The following is a 17,592-nucleotide window of genomic DNA, read 5'->3' as shown; positions in this document are numbered from 1 at the left end:
GGCTTGGCGCTACAAACCGGGTTCAGCGCAGCAGCGGCAGTGGATCGCGGGCGCCATCGGCGCCGTAGATGCCCCAGTGCAGGTGCGGCGGCGTGCCCCTGGCATTGCCGCTGTCGCCGACGTGGCCGAGAAGGTCGCCGGCCTGGACCACCTGGCCGCGCGCCAGGCCCTCGGCCCAGTCGTCCAGATGGGCGTAGTAGTAGCGCTCGCGCCCGGGCCCGATCACCCACACCTGGCGGCCACCGAGCCCGCGCTCGCTGACATCCGCGATGACGCCGGCGGTGGCACTGCGTACCGGGGTACCGCGCTTGGCGAAGATGTCGATGCCGGCGTGGGAGCGGTCACGGCCACGCGGTGCGCCGAAGGTATCGGCGATCTGGCGGGGGCGCACACCCTCCACCGGCACCGGAAGTTCGGTGGCCGGAGGCATCCGTGAGAGTGTCCACAGCAGCTTCGGTGCAGCGGCCCACGGGCTGTTCCACAGCATCAACGCGGCGACGATGGCGATGGCCAGCCATAGGCCACGCAGCAGCCAGCGGCGCAGGCGACGGGCAGGGGAGGGCGATGTGTTCATGATCTCCGACGCTACGGAACCGGTAGTAGCGGCACTTCGAAACTGCGCTTCAACGTACCCAGCGCGACCGACGTACGGAAGCGCTCGATGTTGTCATCGCCGCCGAACAACCGCTCTGTGATCGCCTCGTACTCTTCCATCGATGCCGCCGAAAGCAGCAGCAGGAAATCGCCGTCACCGGTGATCGAGTAGCACTGCTGCACGGCAGGATCGTCCTGCACGCGGCGCTTGAACGGCGCCACGCGCTCGCGCTGCTCGCTGACCACGCGCACCTCGACGATGATGGTCAGCGGCCGGCCGATCTTTGCGGCATCGATCACTGCCACATTGGCCGCGATCACGCCGCTGTCCTGCAGCCGCTTGATGCGGCGTTGCACGGCCGGGGGGGACAGGTGCACGGCCTCGGCGATTTCGCGCTGCGGCAGGGTGTTGTCCCGCTGCAGCAGGTCGAGGATGGCGCGGTCGAAGCTGTCGAGCACGGGGGCGGTGGCCATGGCGAGCAGAAGTTGCACGAACGGGCTGTCAATTGAGCCAAGTGCTCGGCGCTGGCGCAATAGACTTTGCCCATGCAGACCTCACGACTTGCGCCGATGTTGCCGGCGCTGGCGGTGCTTGGCTCGGTCACCTCGCTGGCCATCGGCACCTCCTACGCAAAACACCTGTTCCCGCTGATCGGCGCCCAGGGCACCAGCGCGCTGCGCGTGGGCTTCTCGGCGCTGTTGCTGCTGCTGTTCTGGCGGCCGTGGCGCTGGAAGACCAGCCGCGTGGATGCGATCACGATCCTGCGCTACGGGCTCACCCTGGGCCTGATGAACCTGCTGTTCTACATGGCCCTGCGCACGATTCCCTTCGGCATCGCGGTGGCCATCGAGTTCACCGGGCCGCTGACGGTGGCGATGCTGTCATCACGACGACCGATCGACTTCCTCTGGGTGGGCTGTGCGGCGGTGGGGTTGCTGTTGTTGCTGCCGATCGGCGGCGGCCCGGCGCTGGATCCGGCCGGCGTGCTGTATGCGATGGGCGCAGCGGCGTGCTGGGGCCTGTACATCGTGTTCGGCAAGCGTGCCGGCCACCTGCACGCCGGCCATTCGGTGTCGCTGGGGTTGCTGGCGGCCTCGCTGGTGGTGGTGCCGGTGGGCGTGGTGCATGCCGGTGCCGCGCTGCTCGATCCGAAGATCCTGGCGGCCGGCCTGCTGGTGGCGCTGGTGTCCAGCGCGATCCCGATGTCGCTGGAGATGATGGCGCTCAAGCGCCTGCCGAAGGAGACCTTCGGCATCCTGATCAGCATGGAGCCGGCGGTGGCCGCGCTGTGGGCGATGCTGCTGCTGCACGAGCACCTGCACGGGTTGCAGTGGCTGGCGATCGGCTGCACGGTGCTGGCCTCGGTGGGCAGCACGATGACCGCGCGGCGGTTGAAGGTACCGGTGGTGCAGGCCGGGTAGCGCCGGGCCATGCCCGGCGGAGAGCGTGCCAACCAAGGTTGGCACCCACCAGGAATGGTCAGCGCAGGGCGTTGGCCGGGACGTCGATCTGCATCGCCAGCGCGAGGTGATCGGAGAACGCGGCCGGTACGGCTTCCACGGTGCGGGTCTGCAGGCCGCTGCTGACCAGGATATGGTCGATGGCGCGGTCGGGGCGCCAGCTGGGGAAGGTCGGCACGATGCAGCCGGGGGGCTGCAGCCGGGTCTTCTGGTACAGCACCTGCATTTCCGGGCGTTCGGCCAGGCAGTTGAAGTCGCCCATCAACACGGCGTTGGGATGGTCGGACAGCAGCTCGGCGATGAAACCCAGCTGCGACATCCGCGATCCCGCGCCCAGCGACAGATGGGCCACCGCCACCGCCAGGCCATCGGCACCGTCGCCGAACTTGGCCAGCAGCACGCCACGCCCGCCGATGCGGCCGGGCAGGGCGTGGTCCTGCACTTCCACCGGTTCCAGCTTGCTCAGCAGGCCATTGGCGCTGGAGGCGACCCCGCCCATGCGCCGGTTCGGCTGGTGACTCCAGTAGTTGAAGCCGGCGCGCTGGGCGAGGTAGTGAGTCTGGTTGGTGAAGCCCGAGCGCAGGCTGCCCGGGTCGGCCTCCTGCAGGCCGACGATGTCATGTTCGCGCGCCAGGGTGGCGATCGCGTCCAGGCTGCTGCGCTTGCGACCCGCCGGCAGCGCATGTGACCAGCTGCGGGTCACATAGTCGCTGTAGCGGCGGGTACTTGAGCCGGCCTGGATGTTGGCCGTCAGCAAGCGCAGGGTCCGTGTACGGGGGGAATTCACGGCCGGGAAACGCTTCTCTTGGATCAGTGAGCCTGGGCCGCACCGCGTTCGCGGGCGATCAGGTGGTCGGCGATGCGCAGCATGTCCGGGAAGCTCTTGCCCTTCACCAGGTACTTGCCGTTGACGATGATCGACGGGGTGCCGCTGATCTGGCTGCGCTGGGCGAACTGCTTGGCCGAGTTGGTCTTGGCATTCACTGCGAAGCTGCCCATGGTGGCGGCGAACTGCTTCGGATCCACGCCGTAGGCGGTGTAGAACTTGGCGATGTCTTCCACCGAGTCACGGCCGCGCTCGCCCTTCAGGGTCTTCTGCGAGTGGATGGCGGCGTACAGCGCTTCGTGGGTCTTCTCCTGCACGCCCAGGGTCTGCGCGGCGTAGAAGGCACGGGCGTAGTCATCCCAGGTGCCGCCGAACATGGCCGGCACGTAGACGAAGTTCACGTCGCTCGGCAGGCCGGCCTTCCACGGGCCGACCAGCGGCTGGAACGCGGCGCAGGCCGGGCAGACGTAGCCGAAGATCTCGGTTACTTCGATCTTGCCGGCAGCCGGCTGGAACGGCTGGCCGTTCGGGATCACCTGGTAATCGGCGCCTTCCACCGGGGCCGGGCCGGTCAGCGCGGCGGTGGTCGGGGCCGGCGCCGCGGCGGGGGCGGCTTCGGCCGGGGCCTTCTCGCCTTCGGCGGCAGCCGGAGCGGCGCCTTCGCTGCCCGCGGCCGGTGCAGCAGCCGGTTCAGTGGTGGCGGCCGGGGCGGCTGCCGGTTCGGCCGGGGCCGCGGTGGTGTTGGTGCTGCCGTCGTCGGCCTTGCAGGCGGCCAGGATCGGCAGCAGCGCTGCGAGGGCGAGGGCGTAACGGATCTTCATGGAAACGTCTCCAGCATCTGGAATGGTGGGGCCGGCGGCAGGCGCCGGCCAGAGGGAAATGATGACACGCGGCGGCGACAGCGCCGTGTCGGTGGTGGGGCTGGGTTCAGCGGCCGCGGGCAGCGCGGGCCTGGGCGATCAGCGCCGAGGCGATGCGCAGCTGGTCGTCGAAGCTGTTGCCGCGCACCAGGTACTGGCCGTTGATGATGATGGCCGGGGTGCCCGGAATCTTGGTGCGCTGGGCGAACGCGCGCGCGGCCTCGACCTTCTTCTGCACGGCATCGCCGCGCAGGGCGTGGATGTAGCGGTCCGGGGTCACGCCGTAAGCCTTGTAGAAGGTGGCGAGCTCATCGGCCGAGACGTTCTGCATCGGCAGCGAACCCTGTTCGTGCAGGGCCTTGAACACGGCGGCATGGCTGCGCTTGGCCACGCCGACTTCGTCTGCGGCGTAGTAGGCCAGTGCCCAGGCATCCCAGGCACCACCGAAGGCGGCCGGGACCGGGGTGAAGCGCACGTCGGCCGGCAGCTTGGCCGCCCAGGCTTCCAGCTGCGGTTCGAAATGGGCGCAGTGCGGGCAGGTGTAGCCGAAGACCTCGACCACCTCGATCTTGCCGGCCAGCGGCTGGAACGGGCCCGGCTGGGCGATGCGCTCGTAGTCTTTGCCCTCGACCAGCGGGGCATTGGCGGGGGTGGCGGCGTAGGCTGCCAGCGGCAGCAGCACCAGCACGGACAACAGCAGGCGGGAAATCAACCTCATCGACACGCATCTCCGTTGAAAAAAGCAACGCCGGCGCAGCCGCCGGCGTGAAGGAAACATACCGCAGCCGTGGGCCGACGTGGCGGCCCGGGCCGACCAGTGGTGGTCAGGGGGCGGCAGCCGGTTGCACCGGCGGGGTGGCCGCGGCTACGTCATCGGCCTTGTTGTGCAGGCCCTGCAGGTAGCTCGACAGCGCCTGCACCTCCTGCTCGCTGAGCTTCTGGGCAACCGTGGCCATGATCTGGAAGTGCGCCTTGTCGGTCTCGTTGGTCTGGCCGGCCTGGTACTCCTGCAGGCGGCGCGCGACATAGCTGGCGTGCTGCCCCCCGAGGTGCGGATAGGCCGGGCCGGGATTGCCGGCACCGCTGGGGCCGTGGCAGGCCATGCAGGCCGGCAGGCCGCGCTTGGCGTCGCCGCCGCGGTACAACTGCTGGCCGATCTCGTAGAACTTCATGCCCTTGTAAGGGCCATCGGTCACCGCCGTGTCATCGGCGATGCCGGCGGTGGCCTTCTGCGTGGCGAAGAACGCGCCGATGTCGCGCATGTCCTGCGGGGTGAGGTTCTGCACGAACGGCACCATCGCCACCGCCGCGCCCGAGCTGCGCTGGCCGTTGGCGATCAGGGCCATCTGCTGGGCCACGTAGCGTTCGCTCTGGCCGGCGATGGACGGGTACATCTCCACCGTGGAATTGCCGTCGGCACCATGACAGGCGGCGCAGGCCGTCGCCTTGGTCTGGCCGGCCTTGGCATCGCCCCAGTGGGTCTTGCTGAAATCCACCTCCAGCGAGGCGGTACGGATCGGCCCGTTGTCGGGTAGCGGGGTCAACGTGGTCTGCGCGAACGCAGCAGCGGCAACGACTACAGCAGTGGCAAGGGCGGATACGGCAAGAACGCGAGCGTGGCGCATGCTAAAGCTCCGTATGGACCGGGCCGGGCGGTGGCCGCCGGCATCGCCCGGATTATCAACGCCGTTTCCGCGCACGGTCAACGCAGCAGTGCAGCAAAATGGCCGCAGCGGCCGCCGGCACGGGCGCGCGGCGCCGCAACATGCGATCCTAGGCACATGTCATTGCTCATCGAACGCGCCCGTTACCACCTTTCGGCCCACAACGTGCGGCAGCTGCCGCCCGATGAAGGGGCCGAAGTGGCCTTTGCCGGCCGCTCCAACGCCGGCAAGTCCAGTGCGCTCAACGCGCTGACCCGCCAGAACGCCCTGGCCCGTGTCTCCAAGACCCCCGGCCGCACCCAGCAGCTGGTGTTCTTCCAGGTCACCCCGGAAGCCCATCTGGTCGATCTGCCCGGTTACGGCTACGCCAAGGTGCCGCTGGACCTGCAGGCGCATTGGCAGGCCTTCATCGACAAGTACTTCCGCACCCGCGAGGCCCTGAAGGGGCTGGTGGTGGTGATGGACATCCGCCATCCGCTGAAGGATTACGACCGGCAGATGCTGTCCTACGCCGTGCAGCGTGGCCTGCCGGCGCACGCGCTGCTGACCAAGGCCGACAAGCTCAGCCGCAGCCAGCAGATGCAGTCCCTGCAGAAGGTGCGCAAGGAACTGCACTCGGCCTATGGCGACAGCGTGAGCGTGCAGGTGTTCTCCGGCGAGGACCGCACCGGCGTGGACGAAGCCCGCGGCGTGATCGGCGGCTGGCTGGGGCTGGAATAAGGCCTTTCCGGTCGCCCGGCTGGCAGCCGGGCGCTACCCGATCGGGTGGGTGCCGACCTGGGTCGGCACACCCTCACAACGGCGAATACTCCGCCGGCACCCAGGCATAGGCCTGGCCCTCGCCACGCACATGGCCGAGGCCGGGGAACGGCAGATGCGCACCGGCCACCCACCAACCGTTGGCGGTGGCCTGCTGCAGCAGCCCGCGACGGCTGGCGATGGCCGCCTTGCGGTCCGAATCGGCTTCGAACGCGGCCTCCGGGTGGGCGAACTGCACCGCATGGAAGTGCAGCACATCACCCCATACCAGCAGCGACTGGCCCTGGCTGTCGAACCGGTAGGAGACATGGCCGGGGGTATGGCCATGGGTGTCCATCGCCACCGCGCCACCGGGCAGCGCATCGCCGGGGCTGAAAGTGCGCAGGTGGCCGCTGGCCTGGTACGGCGCGACCGCGTTGCGCGCCAGCGGGAAGGCGAAGCGCACGCCCTTCGGCGCCGTGGCCTCGCTGGCCGGGTTGAGCCAGTAGTCGGCATCGGCCTTGGACAGCCACACGGTGGCATTCGGGTAGGCCGGCTTGCCCTGCGCGTCGAGCACCCCGCACAGATGGTCCGGATGGGCGTGGGTCAGCAGCACCTCGTCCACCTCGGCCGGGTCCACGCCGGAGGCACGCAGGTTGCCGAGCACCTGGCCCAGGCCGGGGCCGAAGCACTGCGCGGTGCCGGTATCGACCAGGGTCAGGTGGTTGCCCTGGCGCACCAGGAAGGCGTTGATCGCGGTCTGCAGGCCCTTCTTGTCTTCGGGTACGTAGCGGCCTTCCAACAGGCGGCTGACCAGCGTTGGCGGCACGTCGACCACTTCCTGCCGGCCCAATGCGACCACGCCATCGAACAGGGCGGTGACCTGCAGCGCACCGACGCGCTGGTGGTAGACACCGGGCACCTGCTGGGTGGGAGCGGGCGAGGTGGCTTCGGCCAGTGCGGCCAGCGGCAGGGACGACAGGGCCAGCAGCAGGGCGCCGCGCAGCGGCAGGTAACGCAGGGTCATGGCGGTTCTCGGTGGATGACGGGCGGTTCCGTTGTGCCCAGCGTGCCGTGGCCGGCGTGTGCACGGCGCTCAAACCACTACGCGGAATGTTCAGGGAGGGGGGGGCTGCAGGGCTGCGCCCTGCACCCGCTACGAGCCAGAGCAACAGCCGAAGCAACAGCGGCTATCCGTGGGATGGCGGGGTGGGTCCGGTTGCGGGAGACGCCGTAAACCCCGCTCCGCGGTCCGGCCCAGCCGCTGGCGGCTGTGCGTTCGGGCGCTTGCGAAGCAGTGCTTCGCAAGCAAAGCGCCCTCACCCATGGGGGCTTGGCCGCGGCATCCATGCCGCGGACACTCCCGCAACCGGACCCACCCCGCCTTCGACAGTTTTCCGCGATCTGTTGGAAATGCTCTTGGGGTCAGATCCGTTTTCCGGAGGAAAACGGATCTGACCCGGGAATTTCATTCGATATCTGACAGATGTGTCGACCAAGGTCGACACCTACCAACAGCCGCGGAGATCTGTCAGAGGTGGGGCGGTGTGGGTGGGCAGGACCGTTGGCGCCATGGATGGCGCCATCGAGCCCCCATGGATGGGTTTACGGCGTGTCCTGCCCACCCACACCGCCCCGCCATCCCACGGATAGCCGCTGTTGCTGTTGCTCCGGCTCTTGCACTCGCTTCTGCGGGTGCAGGGCGCAGCCCTGCCGAACCCCCTCAAATGTCTGTGGGAGCCAGTCCGTACTGCTCGGCGAAGCGCTTGCTGAAACTGGCCGCAGACCGGTAGCCCGCGCGTGCGGCGACGGTCTTCAACGGCAGGTCGGTGGTGTAGAGCAGCTGCATGCCATGCGCCAGCCGGGCCTCGGTGAGCAGCTGGCGCAGGCTGGTGTCCTCGGCCGCCAGGTGACGGCGCAGGGTCGCACCGCTCAGCGCGAACTGTTCTTCCACATCACGCGATTGCCAGTCGCGGGCTGGTTCGGCGGCGATGCGATCGCGGATCTGTTCGCCCAGGCTCGGCGCCTGCGGCAGCAGCAGGTTGCCGTGGCCCTGCCGGCACAGGGTCAACACCAGCGAGGCCAGGGCCAGCCGCGCGTCGCTGTAACGACCGTCCTGCAGCGCTTGGCGCCACTGGCGCAGCACCGCGCCATGGTCGATCAGCGGCAGTCGTGCCATCGCCTGGCCAGGGGCGGATTCCTCGCTCCACAGCGTGCGTGCGGCCGCCAGCACTTCGGCACACAGCGGCACGATCGCGCTGAGGTAGCGGCCACTGCGCGGATCGGGGCTGTTGACCACATCGATGCGGCAGCGCTGGGTCAGCAGCAGGATGTCGCCGGGGAAGAATTCCAGTGACTGGTGTGCGGTGCGCACCTGCTTGGCCTTCCAGCAGGATCGCGAACTGCGGCTGCGGAATCTCCACCGAACTGGCGCCATGTTCCCGGCGAGCGGTGATGCACGCATAGCCCTCGGCGCGTGCGCAGCCAGCCAGGCTGGCCATCTCGGCCAGCAGTGCGGTGGCCGGGGGCAGCATGCCGGTCACGAGACGTGGGCACCGAGCAGGCGACCGACGCCTGCGGCCGCGGCCATCGCCAACGCGCCCCAGAACATCACCCGGATTGCGCCGCGAACAGGCGGGGCGCCGCCGGCCTGCGCCGCCATCGCGCCGGTCAGGCACAGGCCGAGCAGGGTACTGGCGGTGGTCATCATCGCGACCTTGTCGACCGGCGCGAGCAGGGCGGTCAGCACCGGCAGCGCCGCGCCACAGGTGAACGCACCGGCCGAGGCCAGCGCCGCCTGCAACGGGCGCGCGCGCAGGGTATCGGTGATGCCGAGTTCGTCGCGGGCATGGGCGCCCAGCGCGTCGTGGGCGGTGAGCTGTTCGGCCACCTGCCGTGCCAGGGCAGGCTCCAGGCCGCGGTGGCGGTAGATCGCGGCCAGCTCTTCCAGCTCGCTGTGCGGGTCTTCGTGCAGTTCGCGCTTTTCCATCGCCAGGTCGGCGTCTTCGGTGTCGGCCTGGGTCTGCACCGAGACATACTCGCCGGCGGCCATCGACATCGCGCCGGCCACGGTGCCAGCCACGCCGGTGGCCAGGATGGTCGTAGCGGAGGCGCCGCTGGCGGCCACGCCGACCACCAGGCCGGCCACCGAGACGATGCCATCGTTTGCCCCCAGCACGGCGGCACGCAGCCAGCCGACGCGCTCGGAGCGGTGCAGTTCGGGGTGTCGTGAATGACGGCTCATGGCTCTGAGTGTACGAGGGTCAAGTGGGCGTCGGTAGGATGCTGAAACCTGCCACCGTCGCATGACGCAACGGGTCGCCACGCTATAGTGCGCCCTTGCGATGGAAGGCCCCGGGCCCCACATCCCCCGCCACTGTCCAGCGAGCCTTCCCCTTGTCGAGCCCCAGCCACGTCGCCGATACCCCCATTACCGACCGCTCGCAGCTGGTGGAGGTGATCGCCTCCGGCGAGAAGCCCCGCGCGCAGTGGCGCATCGGTACCGAGCACGAGAAGTTCGGGTTCCGCCTGGATGACCTGCGCCCGCCGACCTTCGAGGGCGAGCGCGGCATCGAAGCCCTGCTCAACGGCCTGGTCCGCTTCGGCTGGGAGCCGGTGCAGGAAAACGGCAACACGATCGCCCTGCTGCGCGATGGCGCCTCGGTGACGCTGGAACCGGCCGGTCAGTTGGAACTGTCCGGAGCGGCGCTGGAGACCATCCACCAGACCTGCGTGGAGACTGGCACCCACCTCAATGAAGTGGCCCAGGTGGCCGGCGAACTGCAGCTGGGTTTCCTCGGCATGGGTTTCCAGCCGAAGTGGAAGCGCGATGAGATGCCGTGGATGCCGAAGGGCCGCTACAAGATCATGCGCGCGTACATGCCCAAGGTCGGCTCGCTCGGCCTGGACATGATGACCCGCACCTGCACGGTACAGGTGAACCTGGACTACGCCACCGAAGCGGACATGGTGAAGAAGTTCCGCGTGTCGCTGGCGCTGCAGCCGATCGCCACCGCGCTGTTCGCCGACTCGCCGTTCACCGAAGGCAAGCCGAACGGCTACCTGAGCTACCGCTCGCACATCTGGACCGACACCGACGCCGACCGCACCGGCATGCTCGACTTCGTGTTCGAGGATGGCTTCGGTTACGAGCGCTATGTCGACTACCTGCTCGACGTGCCGATGTATTTCTCCTACCGCGATGGCATCTACCACGACGCCAGCGGGCAGAGCTTCCGCGATTTCATGCAGGCCAGGCTGCCGGTGCTGCCCGGTGCGCTGCCCACGCTGCGCGACTGGTCGGACCACATGACCACCGCGTTCCCGGAAGTGCGCCTGAAGAAGTACCTGGAGATGCGTGGCGCCGACGGTGGCCCGTGGAGCCGCCTGTGTGCGCTGCCGGCATTCTGGGTGGGCCTGCTGTACGACGACACCGCACTGGATGCCGCCTGGGACCTGGTGCGGGACTTCACCCTGGCCGAGCGTCATGCACTGCGCGATGGCGTGCCGAAGCATGCGATGAACCTGCCGTTCCGTAATGGCAGCGTGCGCGACCTGGCCCGCGAAGCGGTGAAGATTTCCGTCGAAGGCCTCAAGCGCCGCGCGGCGCGCAACGCCGACGGCCAGGACGAGAGCAAGTTCCTGGACGTGCTGCAGGAGATCGTCGAGTCCGGCCTGACCCCGGCCGAGCGCAAGCTGGCGCTGTTCCATGGCCGCTGGCACGGCGATGTGGATCCGGTGTTCCGCGAGTTCGCGTACTGACCGCGATGCGGGGTTGCCCGCCAGCGACCGGCACTACCAGAAGAAAAACCCCGGCATTGCCGGGGTTTTTCGTTTCCACATCTACCTTGGATCAGGCGGCGTTCTTCATCGTCGCCATGTCGATCACGAAGCGGTAGCGAACATCGTTCTTTGCCATGCGTTCCCAGGCCTCGTTGACGTTCTTGATGTCGATCATCTCGACGTCGCTGACGATGCCGTGCTCGGCACAGAAGTCCATCATTTCCTGGGTCTCGGCCATGCCGCCGATTGCCGAGCCGGTCAGGTGCTTGCGGCCGAAGATCACGCTGCCGCCGGTCAGCGGCGGGTCCAGTTCGGTCAGTACGCCGACCAGGCACATGGTGGCCTCGCGCTTGAGCAGGCCCATGTACGGGTTGGTGTCATGGCCAACCGGGATGGTGTTGAGCAGGAAGTCGAAGCTGCCGGCGTGCGCCTTCATCTGCGCGGCGTCGCGCGAGACCAGCACTTCGTCGGCGCCCAGGCGCTTGGCGTCGGCACCCTTTTCCGGCGTGGTGGTGATCATCACCACGTGCGCGCCGAGTGCCTTGGCGAACTTCACGCCCATGTGGCCGAGGCCACCGAGGCCGATCACGCCGACCTTCTGGCCCGGGCCGACCTTCCAGTGGCGCAGCGGCGACCAGGTGGTGATGCCGGCGCACAGCAGCGGCGCGGCCGCCTTCAGGTCGAGGGTGTCGGACACCTTCACCACGAAGCGCTGCTCGACCACCACGTGGTCGGAATAGCCGCCGTAGGTCGGCGCACCGCTTTCGCGTTCACGGCCGTTGTAGGTCCAGGTCGCGCCTTCGGCGCAGTACTGCTCCAGATCGTGCTCGCAGGCGTCGCAGTGGCGGCAGGAGTCGACCATGCAGCCGACGCCGGCGTGGTCGCCGACCTTGAAGCGGGTGACGTTGCTGCCGACCTCGGTCACGCGGCCGATGATCTCGTGGCCCGGCACCATCGGGTAGATCGAGCCACCCCAGTCGTCGCGGGCCTGGTGCAGGTCGGAGTGGCAGATGCCGCTGTAGAGGATCTCGATACGCACATCGTCCGGGCCGACCGCGCGGCGTTCGAACTCGTACGGGATCAGTGGGTCGGTATGTGAATGGGCGGCGTAACCACGGGCGAGGGACATGGGGAATCCTTGGCAGGGTTTGTCGAAAGGCGTTTTACAATACGCCCCGTACCCAGCGGCAAGAAGCCCGGATATCGGCATGATTCATCAAGTGAAACTGCACAATCATGGCCACTGACAACCTCTCCCACCTGGCCGCGTTCGCGGCGGTTGCCCGCCACCGCAGCTTCCGCCGCGCCGGCGCCGAGCTGGCGCTGTCGACCTCGGCGGTGAGCTATGCGATCCGCGCGCTGGAAGAACGTCTGGGCGTAGGCCTGTTCCATCGCACCACCCGCAGCGTGGCCCTGACCGAGGCCGGGCAGCGCCTGCTCGAGCGCCTGCAACCCGCGCTGGGCCAGGTGCATGACGCGCTGGAAGAGATGAACCAGTTCCGCGCCGCCCCGGCCGGCCTGCTGCGCATCAACGCCACCCGTGCGGCGGTGGCGACCCAGCTGGGACCACGGCTGGCGCGCTTCCTGCACGCCCATCCCGACGTGCGGGTGGAGCTGACCGAGAACGATGGCCTGGTCGACATCGTCGCCGAGGGCTATGACGCCGGCGTGCGCCTGCATGAGTTCATCCCCGAGGACATGGTGGCGGTGCCGATGGGGCCACCGCTGCGCGGGCTGATCGTCGGCTCGCCGGACTACCTGCGCAGACGCTCGGCGCCGCAGCATCCACGCGACCTGGCCACGCACGAGTGCATCCGCTTCCGCTTCGCCAGCGGCCATCTGTACAAGTGGCAGTTCGAACGCGAGGGGCAGGCGCTGGAGATCGACGTGCCGGGGCGGTTGACCCTGGGCGAGCAGGGCACCGTGGTCAGTGCCGTGCTCGATGGCATCGGCCTGGCCTATGTGCTGGAAGACACCGCACGGCCGTACATCGAATCCGGGCAGATGGTGGCGGTGCTGGAAGACTGGAGCGAACCGTTCGCCGGTTTCGCCCTGTACTACCCGAAGCAGCGGCAGATGCCCGGTGCGCTGCGCGCGTTCGTGGACATGCTGCGCGAGTGAGTTGCTGCAGGAGTGCCGACCAACGGTCGGCACCCACCGGGGCAGGCCATTGCCGACCGACGAATCGGGATCGGCCGGTAGATCCACGCCATGCGTGGATGGCACCACGCTACGGCCCCTGCAGCACCGGCGCCAACAACACCAGGCAATCACGCAGGTGCACCTCCACCGGCGCATCCTCGGCCACCACGCCGATCACGCGTTCGCGCAGCGGCTCGGCCACGGCCATCGCCAGGATCAGCCGCGCCATGCACGCGGCATCTCCCTTCCGCAGCAGCCCACGCTGCTGCTGCCGCGCCAGCCAGTCGGCCAGCAGCGAACGGCCGCGTTCGATGCCGTTGTCCAGATAGGCCTGCAGCAGCGCGTCCTTGCCGGGAAAGTCGGTGGCCAGCAGCCGGAACACCTGCACCGCCTGCGCCGACAGCGCCTGTGCGCACACCGCCTGCAGGATCGCCCGCAGCAGCGGCAGCACTTCGTCGGCGTTGCGGGCATCACGCTGCAGCTGCGGCGCGAAGCCGTCGGTCCACTCGCGCACCGCCAACCCGACCAGTTCCTCGCGGTTGCTGGCATGGCGGTACACGGTCTTCTTCGCCACCCCGGCGTGCGCCGCCACCGCTTCGATGGTGGTGGCCTCGTAACCCTGTGCCAGCAACAGCGCCAGCGTGGCCTGCAGCACCGCGTGGCGGACTTCGGCTTCCGGTCGCGCAGGGCGGCCGCGGCGGCGGGTCGGCGTTGTGGGCTCGGGCAGGGCGGTGCTGTTCATTGCGCCCATCTTACCGCATTGGGTTAATTGCGAAACGTTGAACGTTTCCGTATTGTCAGGCCTCCCAACCCCGCAGGAAACCCCCGATGGATACCGCTGTGAACGCCCGCGCCTGGCTGGACCACCACGATCTGCTGGACCCGGCGCCAATGCACCTGGAAACCGGCATCCAGCGCCGCGAAGACGGCACCCTGCTGGTGGCGGTGCGCACCGATCTGCACGGCTGCAAGGGCCGCATGCTGGACTGGTGGTTCACCTTCTTCGAGACCACCCAGCACATCCGCTGGTGGCATCCGGTCGACCATGTCGAGCATCGCGGCTGGGACGCGGCCTGGCAGCGCGGGCGCAGCTACCACGGCGCCAGCATCCATGCGGTGGAATCGCTGGCCGACATTCCGCCGATGGCGGCGCGGCTGAAGTTCCATGACCCGCGCACGCTGCTGGTGCCAGAGCGCCTGCAGGCGGCACAGGATGCCGGTGATGTGTCGGCAGTGATCGCCGCACGCATCGGCTTCGGCGATCACGTGCGCCTGGATGCGCACGGTGACCCCTGCGACGGGCAGATGCTGCATGTCGCACGCGATACGCCGTTTGGCTGCGTGCTGCGCAGCCGCTTCGTACTCGGCCTGGACAGCGCCGATCCGCAGCGCGATGCCGGCGATGCAGTCGGCCTGGGCCTGCTCAGGCACTGCTACACGGAGTTCAGTTTCCTGTCGCGCCTGCTGCCGTCGCTGTACTACGGCGAGCGTGCCAACGGCGAAGCAGTGCCGTTGCCGTGGTGAACGGCGCGCCGGTCAGTCAACCAGCGCGTCGTAGCCTTCGCCACTGAACTGGATCAGGCAGAAGCCATGCCCGAACGGATCGGCCAGCACGGCGATGCGGCCCCAGCGACGCTCGCGCACAGGCTGTTCGAGCGTCGCCCCGGCCGCAACCGCACGTGCCAGTGCGGCCTCGATGTCATCCACCACCCAGTCCAGGTGCAGCGGGGTCCAGTGGCGCTCGTAGTCGCGCACGTCGCCATCCTCGGTGGCGGCGCTGCCGGCCTCGTTCTGCAGCAGGTAGAGCGGGGTTGGCCCACCGAGCAGCTCCACGGCGCCCGGGCCGAGGCGGCGGCCGATGCGCAGGCCGAAGGCTGTGGTGTAGAAGGCTTCGGCTGCGGCGAGATCGGGGACGTCGAGGTTGACGATGAATGATGCGGTGGGCGTATCCATGGGCAGATCCGCTGGATGCGGGTGGGCAGTGTACGCCCGCATCCACGCAGGGCGTGGGTCTACTGCGCGCGCGGGTAGTCGAGGTAGCCCGCTTCGCCGCCACCGTAGTAGCTGCTGCGGTCCGGAGTGGCCAGCGCGATGTCGCGCTGCAGGCGCTCGACCAGATCCGGGTTGGCGATGAACGGCTGGCCGAACGCGGCCAGGTCGATGGTGCCGGCCTCGACCAGCTGCAGGGCGCGCTCGCGGGTCATGCCACCGGCCAGGATCACGTTGCCACCGTAGGCCCGCTTGAACTGCTGCAGGAACGTTTCGCCCAGCACCGACTGCCCCGCCTGCAGGTTGTCGTTGAGATGCACATAGGCCAGCCCGCGCTTGCCCAGTTCCTCGGCCAGGTACAGATAGGTGGCCTCGTTGTCGGGGTAGTACGGCATGTCGAAGGTGAGGTTGTTCGGCGCCAGGCGCACGCCGATGCGGTGGGCGCCGATGCGCTCGGCCATCGCATCGACCGTCTCCAGGATCAACCGCGCACGGTTCGGCAATGAGCCGCCGTAGCGGTCCTCGCGTTCGTTGATGAGCGGGTTGAGGAACTGCTCGAACAGGTAGCCGTTGGCGGCATGCAGTTCGATGCCATCGAAACCGGCGGCGATCGCGTTGTCGGCGCCGCGTGCGAAGTCGGCAATGATGCCGGGGATCTCTTCGGTGGCCAGCGCACGCGCCGGGGTGGGATCGGCATGGCCGCGGCTGCCGTCTTCCAGATAGACGAACGAGGTGTTCTTCGCTGCGCTGGCGACCGGCCGGGTACCGGCGCTGACCGGTTGCCCACCCCCGGGCTGCAGCGAGGAATGCGACATGCGGCCGACGTGCCAGAGCTGGGCGAAGATCGTGCCCTGCGCGGCATGCACCGCCTCGGTGACCAGCTTCCACCCGGCCACCTGCTCGGCCGACCAGATGCCCGGCACGTCGATGTAGCCCTGGCCCTGCGGCGAGACCGGCGTGCCTTCGCTGATGATCAGGCCGGCGCTGGCGCGCTGCCGGTAGTACTGCGCGGTGAGCTCATTGGCGACCGAGCCGGGGTTGCGGGCACGGGTCATCGGGGCCATCGCGATGCGGTTGCGCAGGGCGATGCCTGTCAGGTCGAACGGACGGAACAGGGCGGCGGTCATGTTGGTCATCTCGGTGCGGGGAAGAGCGCCAGCGGCGCGATGCACACAGGATGGAGTTGACATGCGGGCGCATAAAGCGCTTCGATCTCCCTTGGTGCGGGACTATTTGTCCCCAATGTGGGATGAGATGATGCTGCCGCTGGAATCGTTGAATGGCCTGGTGACCTTCGTCACCACGGCCCGCTCGGGCAGCTTCACCGAGGCTGCCGACGCGCTGGGCATCTCGCGCTCGGCGGTGGGCAAGGCCATCGCCCGGCTGGAAGCGCGGCTGGGCGTGCGCCTGTTCCACCGCACCACGCGGCGCATCGCGCTGACCACCGATGGCGAGGCGTACTACGCGTCGTGTGCGGCGGCACTGGAAGAAATCTCCGCGGCCGAGGCCTGCCTGGGGTCGGCTGGCCTGCCCAGCGGGCGGCTGCGCATCGACATGCCGTCCTCGTTCGGGCGGCTGGTGGTGCTGCCGGTGCTGTTGCGCCTGTGCCGGCAGTACCCGGACCTGCAGCTGACGATGACCTTCACCGATCACTTCGTCGATCCGGTCGAAGAGGGCATCGACCTGCTGATCCGCTTCGGCGGATTGCACCAGGCCGAGCATCTGGTCGCGCGCCGGCTGGGTCGCCAGCGTCTGGTCACCTGCGCATCGCCGGAGTACCTGCAGGCGCACGGCGTGCCGGCGACCGTCGAGGACCTGGCGCAGCACCGCAGCATCGTTGGTTTCCGCCACGGGCAGCCGGTGGCGTGGCGGGTCGGCAGCGACGATGCCGAGGCCACCTTCATTCCGAACGCGGCCTACCAGCTCAACGACGGCGACGCGGTCATCGAAGGCGCCATCGCCGGGCTGGGCATCTGCCAGATGCCCATTTCACTGGTGCGCCGCCATCTGGATTCCGGCGCGCTGCAATCGGTGCTGGACGAACACATGCAGCGGCACATCGACATCCATGCCCTGTGGCCGCCAACCCGGCACCTGCGGCCGAAAGTTCGCTATGTGGTGGATGAGCTGGCGCGGCTGGCGGGCGAGGGATTGTTCGATTGAGCCGGCCGGGATTGAGTCCGTGACCGTGGCTTGTATACTATCCCCCAGTATAGTTCCGAGGTGGCCCCGCCGTGCCGCACTCCCCCGAAGAGAAGAAGAAGGTCCTGGCCCGCGTGCGCCGCATCCGCGGCCAGTGCGATGCGCTGGACCGCGCGCTGGAAGCCGGTGCCGACTGCGGGCCGGTGCTGCAGCAGATCGCCGCCATCCGTGGCGCGGTCAATGGCCTGATGTCCGAGGTGATGGAGGCCCATCTGCGCGAGGAGTTCGGGCAACCCGCAGCCTCCGACGAACAACGCGCCGAGCGCGTGCGCGACATGAGCGCGTTGATCCGCTCGTACCTGAAATAAACGACGGCGCAACATTGCGCTGATCA

General features: G+C 68.5%; 19 protein-coding genes and 1 pseudogene. 7 read left to right on the top strand and 13 right to left on the bottom strand.

The window, feature by feature from the left end:
• Nucleotides 1-22: 22 nt before the first annotated feature.
• Nucleotides 23-574 carry a M23 family metallopeptidase gene (locus ACXI0D_RS05285; protein ID WP_049442867.1) on the bottom strand — a complete coding sequence of 184 codons (552 nt, stop codon included), beginning with the start codon at nucleotides 572-574 and terminating at the stop codon, nucleotides 23-25.
• 11 nt (nucleotides 575-585) lie between these two features.
• On the bottom strand, nucleotides 586-1,068 hold the full coding sequence (locus ACXI0D_RS05280) for an Lrp/AsnC family transcriptional regulator (RefSeq protein ID WP_049442868.1): 483 nt from the start codon (nucleotides 1,066-1,068) through the stop codon (nucleotides 586-588).
• 72 nt (nucleotides 1,069-1,140) lie between these two features.
• On the opposite strand from ACXI0D_RS05280, the gene ACXI0D_RS05275 reads away from it, so the two are divergent.
• Nucleotides 1,141-2,016 carry an EamA family transporter gene (locus ACXI0D_RS05275; protein WP_032128972.1) on the top strand — a complete coding sequence of 292 codons (876 nt, stop codon included), beginning with the start codon at nucleotides 1,141-1,143 and terminating at the stop codon, nucleotides 2,014-2,016.
• A gap of 58 nt (nucleotides 2,017-2,074) precedes the next feature.
• Here the strand turns inward: ACXI0D_RS05275 and ACXI0D_RS05270 are convergent, their stop codons facing one another.
• The 4 genes from ACXI0D_RS05270 to ACXI0D_RS05255 form a co-directional block, all read right to left on the bottom strand.
• Nucleotides 2,075-2,812: an endonuclease/exonuclease/phosphatase family protein gene (locus ACXI0D_RS05270; protein ID WP_182474396.1), complete on the bottom strand. Its 738-nt coding sequence runs from the start codon at nucleotides 2,810-2,812 to the stop codon at nucleotides 2,075-2,077.
• A gap of 53 nt (nucleotides 2,813-2,865) precedes the next feature.
• The gene (locus ACXI0D_RS05265; protein WP_101766072.1) at nucleotides 2,866-3,702 is read right to left on the bottom strand and encodes a thiol:disulfide interchange protein DsbA/DsbL; all 837 of its coding nucleotides are present in this window, start codon (nucleotides 3,700-3,702) and stop codon (nucleotides 2,866-2,868) included.
• Nucleotides 3,703-3,808: 106 nt separating this feature from the next.
• Complete coding sequence (locus ACXI0D_RS05260) at nucleotides 3,809-4,459, bottom strand: thiol:disulfide interchange protein DsbA/DsbL (protein WP_101766071.1); 651 nt, start codon at nucleotides 4,457-4,459, stop codon at nucleotides 3,809-3,811.
• A gap of 106 nt (nucleotides 4,460-4,565) precedes the next feature.
• Nucleotides 4,566-5,366 carry a c-type cytochrome gene (locus tag ACXI0D_RS05255; protein ID WP_101766070.1) on the bottom strand — a complete coding sequence of 267 codons (801 nt, stop codon included), beginning with the start codon at nucleotides 5,364-5,366 and terminating at the stop codon, nucleotides 4,566-4,568.
• Between the two features lie 156 nt (nucleotides 5,367-5,522).
• Here ACXI0D_RS05255 and yihA point away from each other — a divergent pair, with 156 nt between their 5' ends.
• A complete protein-coding gene (yihA, locus tag ACXI0D_RS05250) occupies nucleotides 5,523-6,125 on the top strand; it encodes a ribosome biogenesis GTP-binding protein YihA/YsxC (protein ID WP_049442873.1) in 603 nt (200 codons plus the stop codon).
• A 73-nt stretch (nucleotides 6,126-6,198) separates the two neighbouring features.
• On the opposite strand, the gene ACXI0D_RS05245 is transcribed toward yihA, so the two are convergent.
• The 3 genes and pseudogenes from ACXI0D_RS05245 to ACXI0D_RS05235 all read right to left on the bottom strand — a co-directional run bounded on the left by ACXI0D_RS05245 (nucleotide 6,199) and on the right by ACXI0D_RS05235 (nucleotide 9,387).
• Nucleotides 6,199-7,170 carry an MBL fold metallo-hydrolase gene (locus tag ACXI0D_RS05245; RefSeq protein ID WP_101766069.1) on the bottom strand — a complete coding sequence of 324 codons (972 nt, stop codon included), beginning with the start codon at nucleotides 7,168-7,170 and terminating at the stop codon, nucleotides 6,199-6,201.
• Between the two features lie 696 nt (nucleotides 7,171-7,866).
• Nucleotides 7,867-8,686: pseudogene (locus ACXI0D_RS05240) on the bottom strand (helix-turn-helix transcriptional regulator).
• Entirely contained in the window at nucleotides 8,683-9,387 is a 705-nt protein-coding gene (locus tag ACXI0D_RS05235) for a VIT1/CCC1 transporter family protein (protein WP_049442874.1), read from the bottom strand. The pseudogene ACXI0D_RS05240 and the gene ACXI0D_RS05235 overlap by 4 nt, the downstream one beginning before the upstream one ends.
• Before the next feature lie 152 nt (nucleotides 9,388-9,539).
• Between ACXI0D_RS05235 and ACXI0D_RS05230 the strand changes: the two genes are divergently transcribed.
• Entirely contained in the window at nucleotides 9,540-10,904 is a 1,365-nt protein-coding gene (locus tag ACXI0D_RS05230) for a glutamate--cysteine ligase (RefSeq protein ID WP_014038468.1), read from the top strand.
• A 91-nt stretch (nucleotides 10,905-10,995) separates the two neighbouring features.
• Here the strand turns inward: ACXI0D_RS05230 and ACXI0D_RS05225 are convergent, their stop codons facing one another.
• Nucleotides 10,996-12,054, bottom strand: coding sequence for an NAD(P)-dependent alcohol dehydrogenase (locus tag ACXI0D_RS05225; protein WP_005419275.1), 1,059 nt, complete (start codon nucleotides 12,052-12,054; stop codon nucleotides 10,996-10,998).
• A 107-nt stretch (nucleotides 12,055-12,161) separates the two neighbouring features.
• Here ACXI0D_RS05225 and ACXI0D_RS05220 point away from each other — a divergent pair, with 107 nt between their 5' ends.
• Nucleotides 12,162-13,046 (top strand): LysR family transcriptional regulator, encoded by an 885-nt coding sequence (locus ACXI0D_RS05220; protein ID WP_049442875.1) that lies wholly within the window; start codon nucleotides 12,162-12,164, stop codon nucleotides 13,044-13,046.
• Nucleotides 13,047-13,155: 109 nt separating this feature from the next.
• On the opposite strand, the gene ACXI0D_RS05215 is transcribed toward ACXI0D_RS05220, so the two are convergent.
• Nucleotides 13,156-13,818, bottom strand: a complete 663-nt coding sequence (locus tag ACXI0D_RS05215; RefSeq protein WP_049442876.1) for a TetR/AcrR family transcriptional regulator — start codon at nucleotides 13,816-13,818, stop codon at nucleotides 13,156-13,158.
• Nucleotides 13,819-13,895: 77 nt separating this feature from the next.
• On the opposite strand from ACXI0D_RS05215, the gene ACXI0D_RS05210 reads away from it, so the two are divergent.
• On the top strand, nucleotides 13,896-14,591 hold the full coding sequence (locus tag ACXI0D_RS05210) for a DAPG hydrolase family protein (RefSeq protein ID WP_049442877.1): 696 nt from the start codon (nucleotides 13,896-13,898) through the stop codon (nucleotides 14,589-14,591).
• 12 nt (nucleotides 14,592-14,603) lie between these two features.
• On the opposite strand, the gene ACXI0D_RS05205 is transcribed toward ACXI0D_RS05210, so the two are convergent.
• Nucleotides 14,604-15,020: a VOC family protein gene (locus tag ACXI0D_RS05205; RefSeq protein ID WP_049442878.1), complete on the bottom strand. Its 417-nt coding sequence runs from the start codon at nucleotides 15,018-15,020 to the stop codon at nucleotides 14,604-14,606.
• Nucleotides 15,021-15,079: 59 nt separating this feature from the next.
• On the bottom strand, nucleotides 15,080-16,183 hold the full coding sequence (locus tag ACXI0D_RS05200) for an alkene reductase (protein ID WP_049442932.1): 1,104 nt from the start codon (nucleotides 16,181-16,183) through the stop codon (nucleotides 15,080-15,082).
• A gap of 130 nt (nucleotides 16,184-16,313) precedes the next feature.
• On the opposite strand from ACXI0D_RS05200, the gene ACXI0D_RS05195 reads away from it, so the two are divergent.
• Together ACXI0D_RS05195 and frmR are read left to right on the top strand one after the other, a co-directional pair.
• A complete protein-coding gene (locus ACXI0D_RS05195; protein WP_049442933.1) occupies nucleotides 16,314-17,219 on the top strand; it encodes a LysR family transcriptional regulator in 906 nt (301 codons plus the stop codon).
• Between the two features lie 71 nt (nucleotides 17,220-17,290).
• Entirely contained in the window at nucleotides 17,291-17,566 is a 276-nt protein-coding gene (frmR, locus tag ACXI0D_RS05190) for a formaldehyde-responsive transcriptional repressor FrmR (RefSeq protein WP_005411009.1), read from the top strand.
• The last annotated feature ends 26 nt before the right edge of the window (nucleotides 17,567-17,592 follow it).

The sequence above is a fragment of the Stenotrophomonas sp. C9D9 genome (genome assembly GCF_056491205.1).
Note: the sequence above shows the minus strand (reverse complement) of the source record. Positions and strands in the feature narration are given on the sequence as shown.

What these genes read in the sequence shown, in the direction of transcription:
- ACXI0D_RS05255 (WP_101766070.1), bottom strand. Translation starts at nt 5,366, where the DNA reads ATGCGCCACGCTCGCGTTCTTGCCGTATCCGCCCTTGCCACTGCTGTA.
- ACXI0D_RS05260 (WP_101766071.1), bottom strand. Translation starts at nt 4,459, where the DNA reads ATGAGGTTGATTTCCCGCCTGCTGTTGTCCGTGCTGGTGCTGCTGCCG.
- ACXI0D_RS05235 (WP_049442874.1), bottom strand. Translation starts at nt 9,387, where the DNA reads ATGAGCCGTCATTCACGACACCCCGAACTGCACCGCTCCGAGCGCGTC.
- yihA (WP_049442873.1), top strand. Translation starts at nt 5,523, where the DNA reads ATGTCATTGCTCATCGAACGCGCCCGTTACCACCTTTCGGCCCACAAC.
- ACXI0D_RS05280 (WP_049442868.1), bottom strand. Translation starts at nt 1,068, where the DNA reads ATGGCCACCGCCCCCGTGCTCGACAGCTTCGACCGCGCCATCCTCGAC.
- ACXI0D_RS05195 (WP_049442933.1), top strand. Translation starts at nt 16,314, where the DNA reads ATGCTGCCGCTGGAATCGTTGAATGGCCTGGTGACCTTCGTCACCACG.
- ACXI0D_RS05285 (WP_049442867.1), bottom strand. Translation starts at nt 574, where the DNA reads ATGAACACATCGCCCTCCCCTGCCCGTCGCCTGCGCCGCTGGCTGCTG.
- ACXI0D_RS05225 (WP_005419275.1), bottom strand. Translation starts at nt 12,054, where the DNA reads ATGTCCCTCGCCCGTGGTTACGCCGCCCATTCACATACCGACCCACTG.
- ACXI0D_RS05205 (WP_049442878.1), bottom strand. Translation starts at nt 15,020, where the DNA reads ATGGATACGCCCACCGCATCATTCATCGTCAACCTCGACGTCCCCGAT.
- ACXI0D_RS05265 (WP_101766072.1), bottom strand. Translation starts at nt 3,702, where the DNA reads ATGAAGATCCGTTACGCCCTCGCCCTCGCAGCGCTGCTGCCGATCCTG.
- ACXI0D_RS05275 (WP_032128972.1), top strand. Translation starts at nt 1,141, where the DNA reads ATGCAGACCTCACGACTTGCGCCGATGTTGCCGGCGCTGGCGGTGCTT.
- ACXI0D_RS05215 (WP_049442876.1), bottom strand. Translation starts at nt 13,818, where the DNA reads ATGGGCGCAATGAACAGCACCGCCCTGCCCGAGCCCACAACGCCGACC.
- ACXI0D_RS05220 (WP_049442875.1), top strand. Translation starts at nt 12,162, where the DNA reads ATGGCCACTGACAACCTCTCCCACCTGGCCGCGTTCGCGGCGGTTGCC.
- ACXI0D_RS05210 (WP_049442877.1), top strand. Translation starts at nt 13,896, where the DNA reads ATGGATACCGCTGTGAACGCCCGCGCCTGGCTGGACCACCACGATCTG.
- ACXI0D_RS05200 (WP_049442932.1), bottom strand. Translation starts at nt 16,183, where the DNA reads ATGACCGCCGCCCTGTTCCGTCCGTTCGACCTGACAGGCATCGCCCTG.
- ACXI0D_RS05245 (WP_101766069.1), bottom strand. Translation starts at nt 7,170, where the DNA reads ATGACCCTGCGTTACCTGCCGCTGCGCGGCGCCCTGCTGCTGGCCCTG.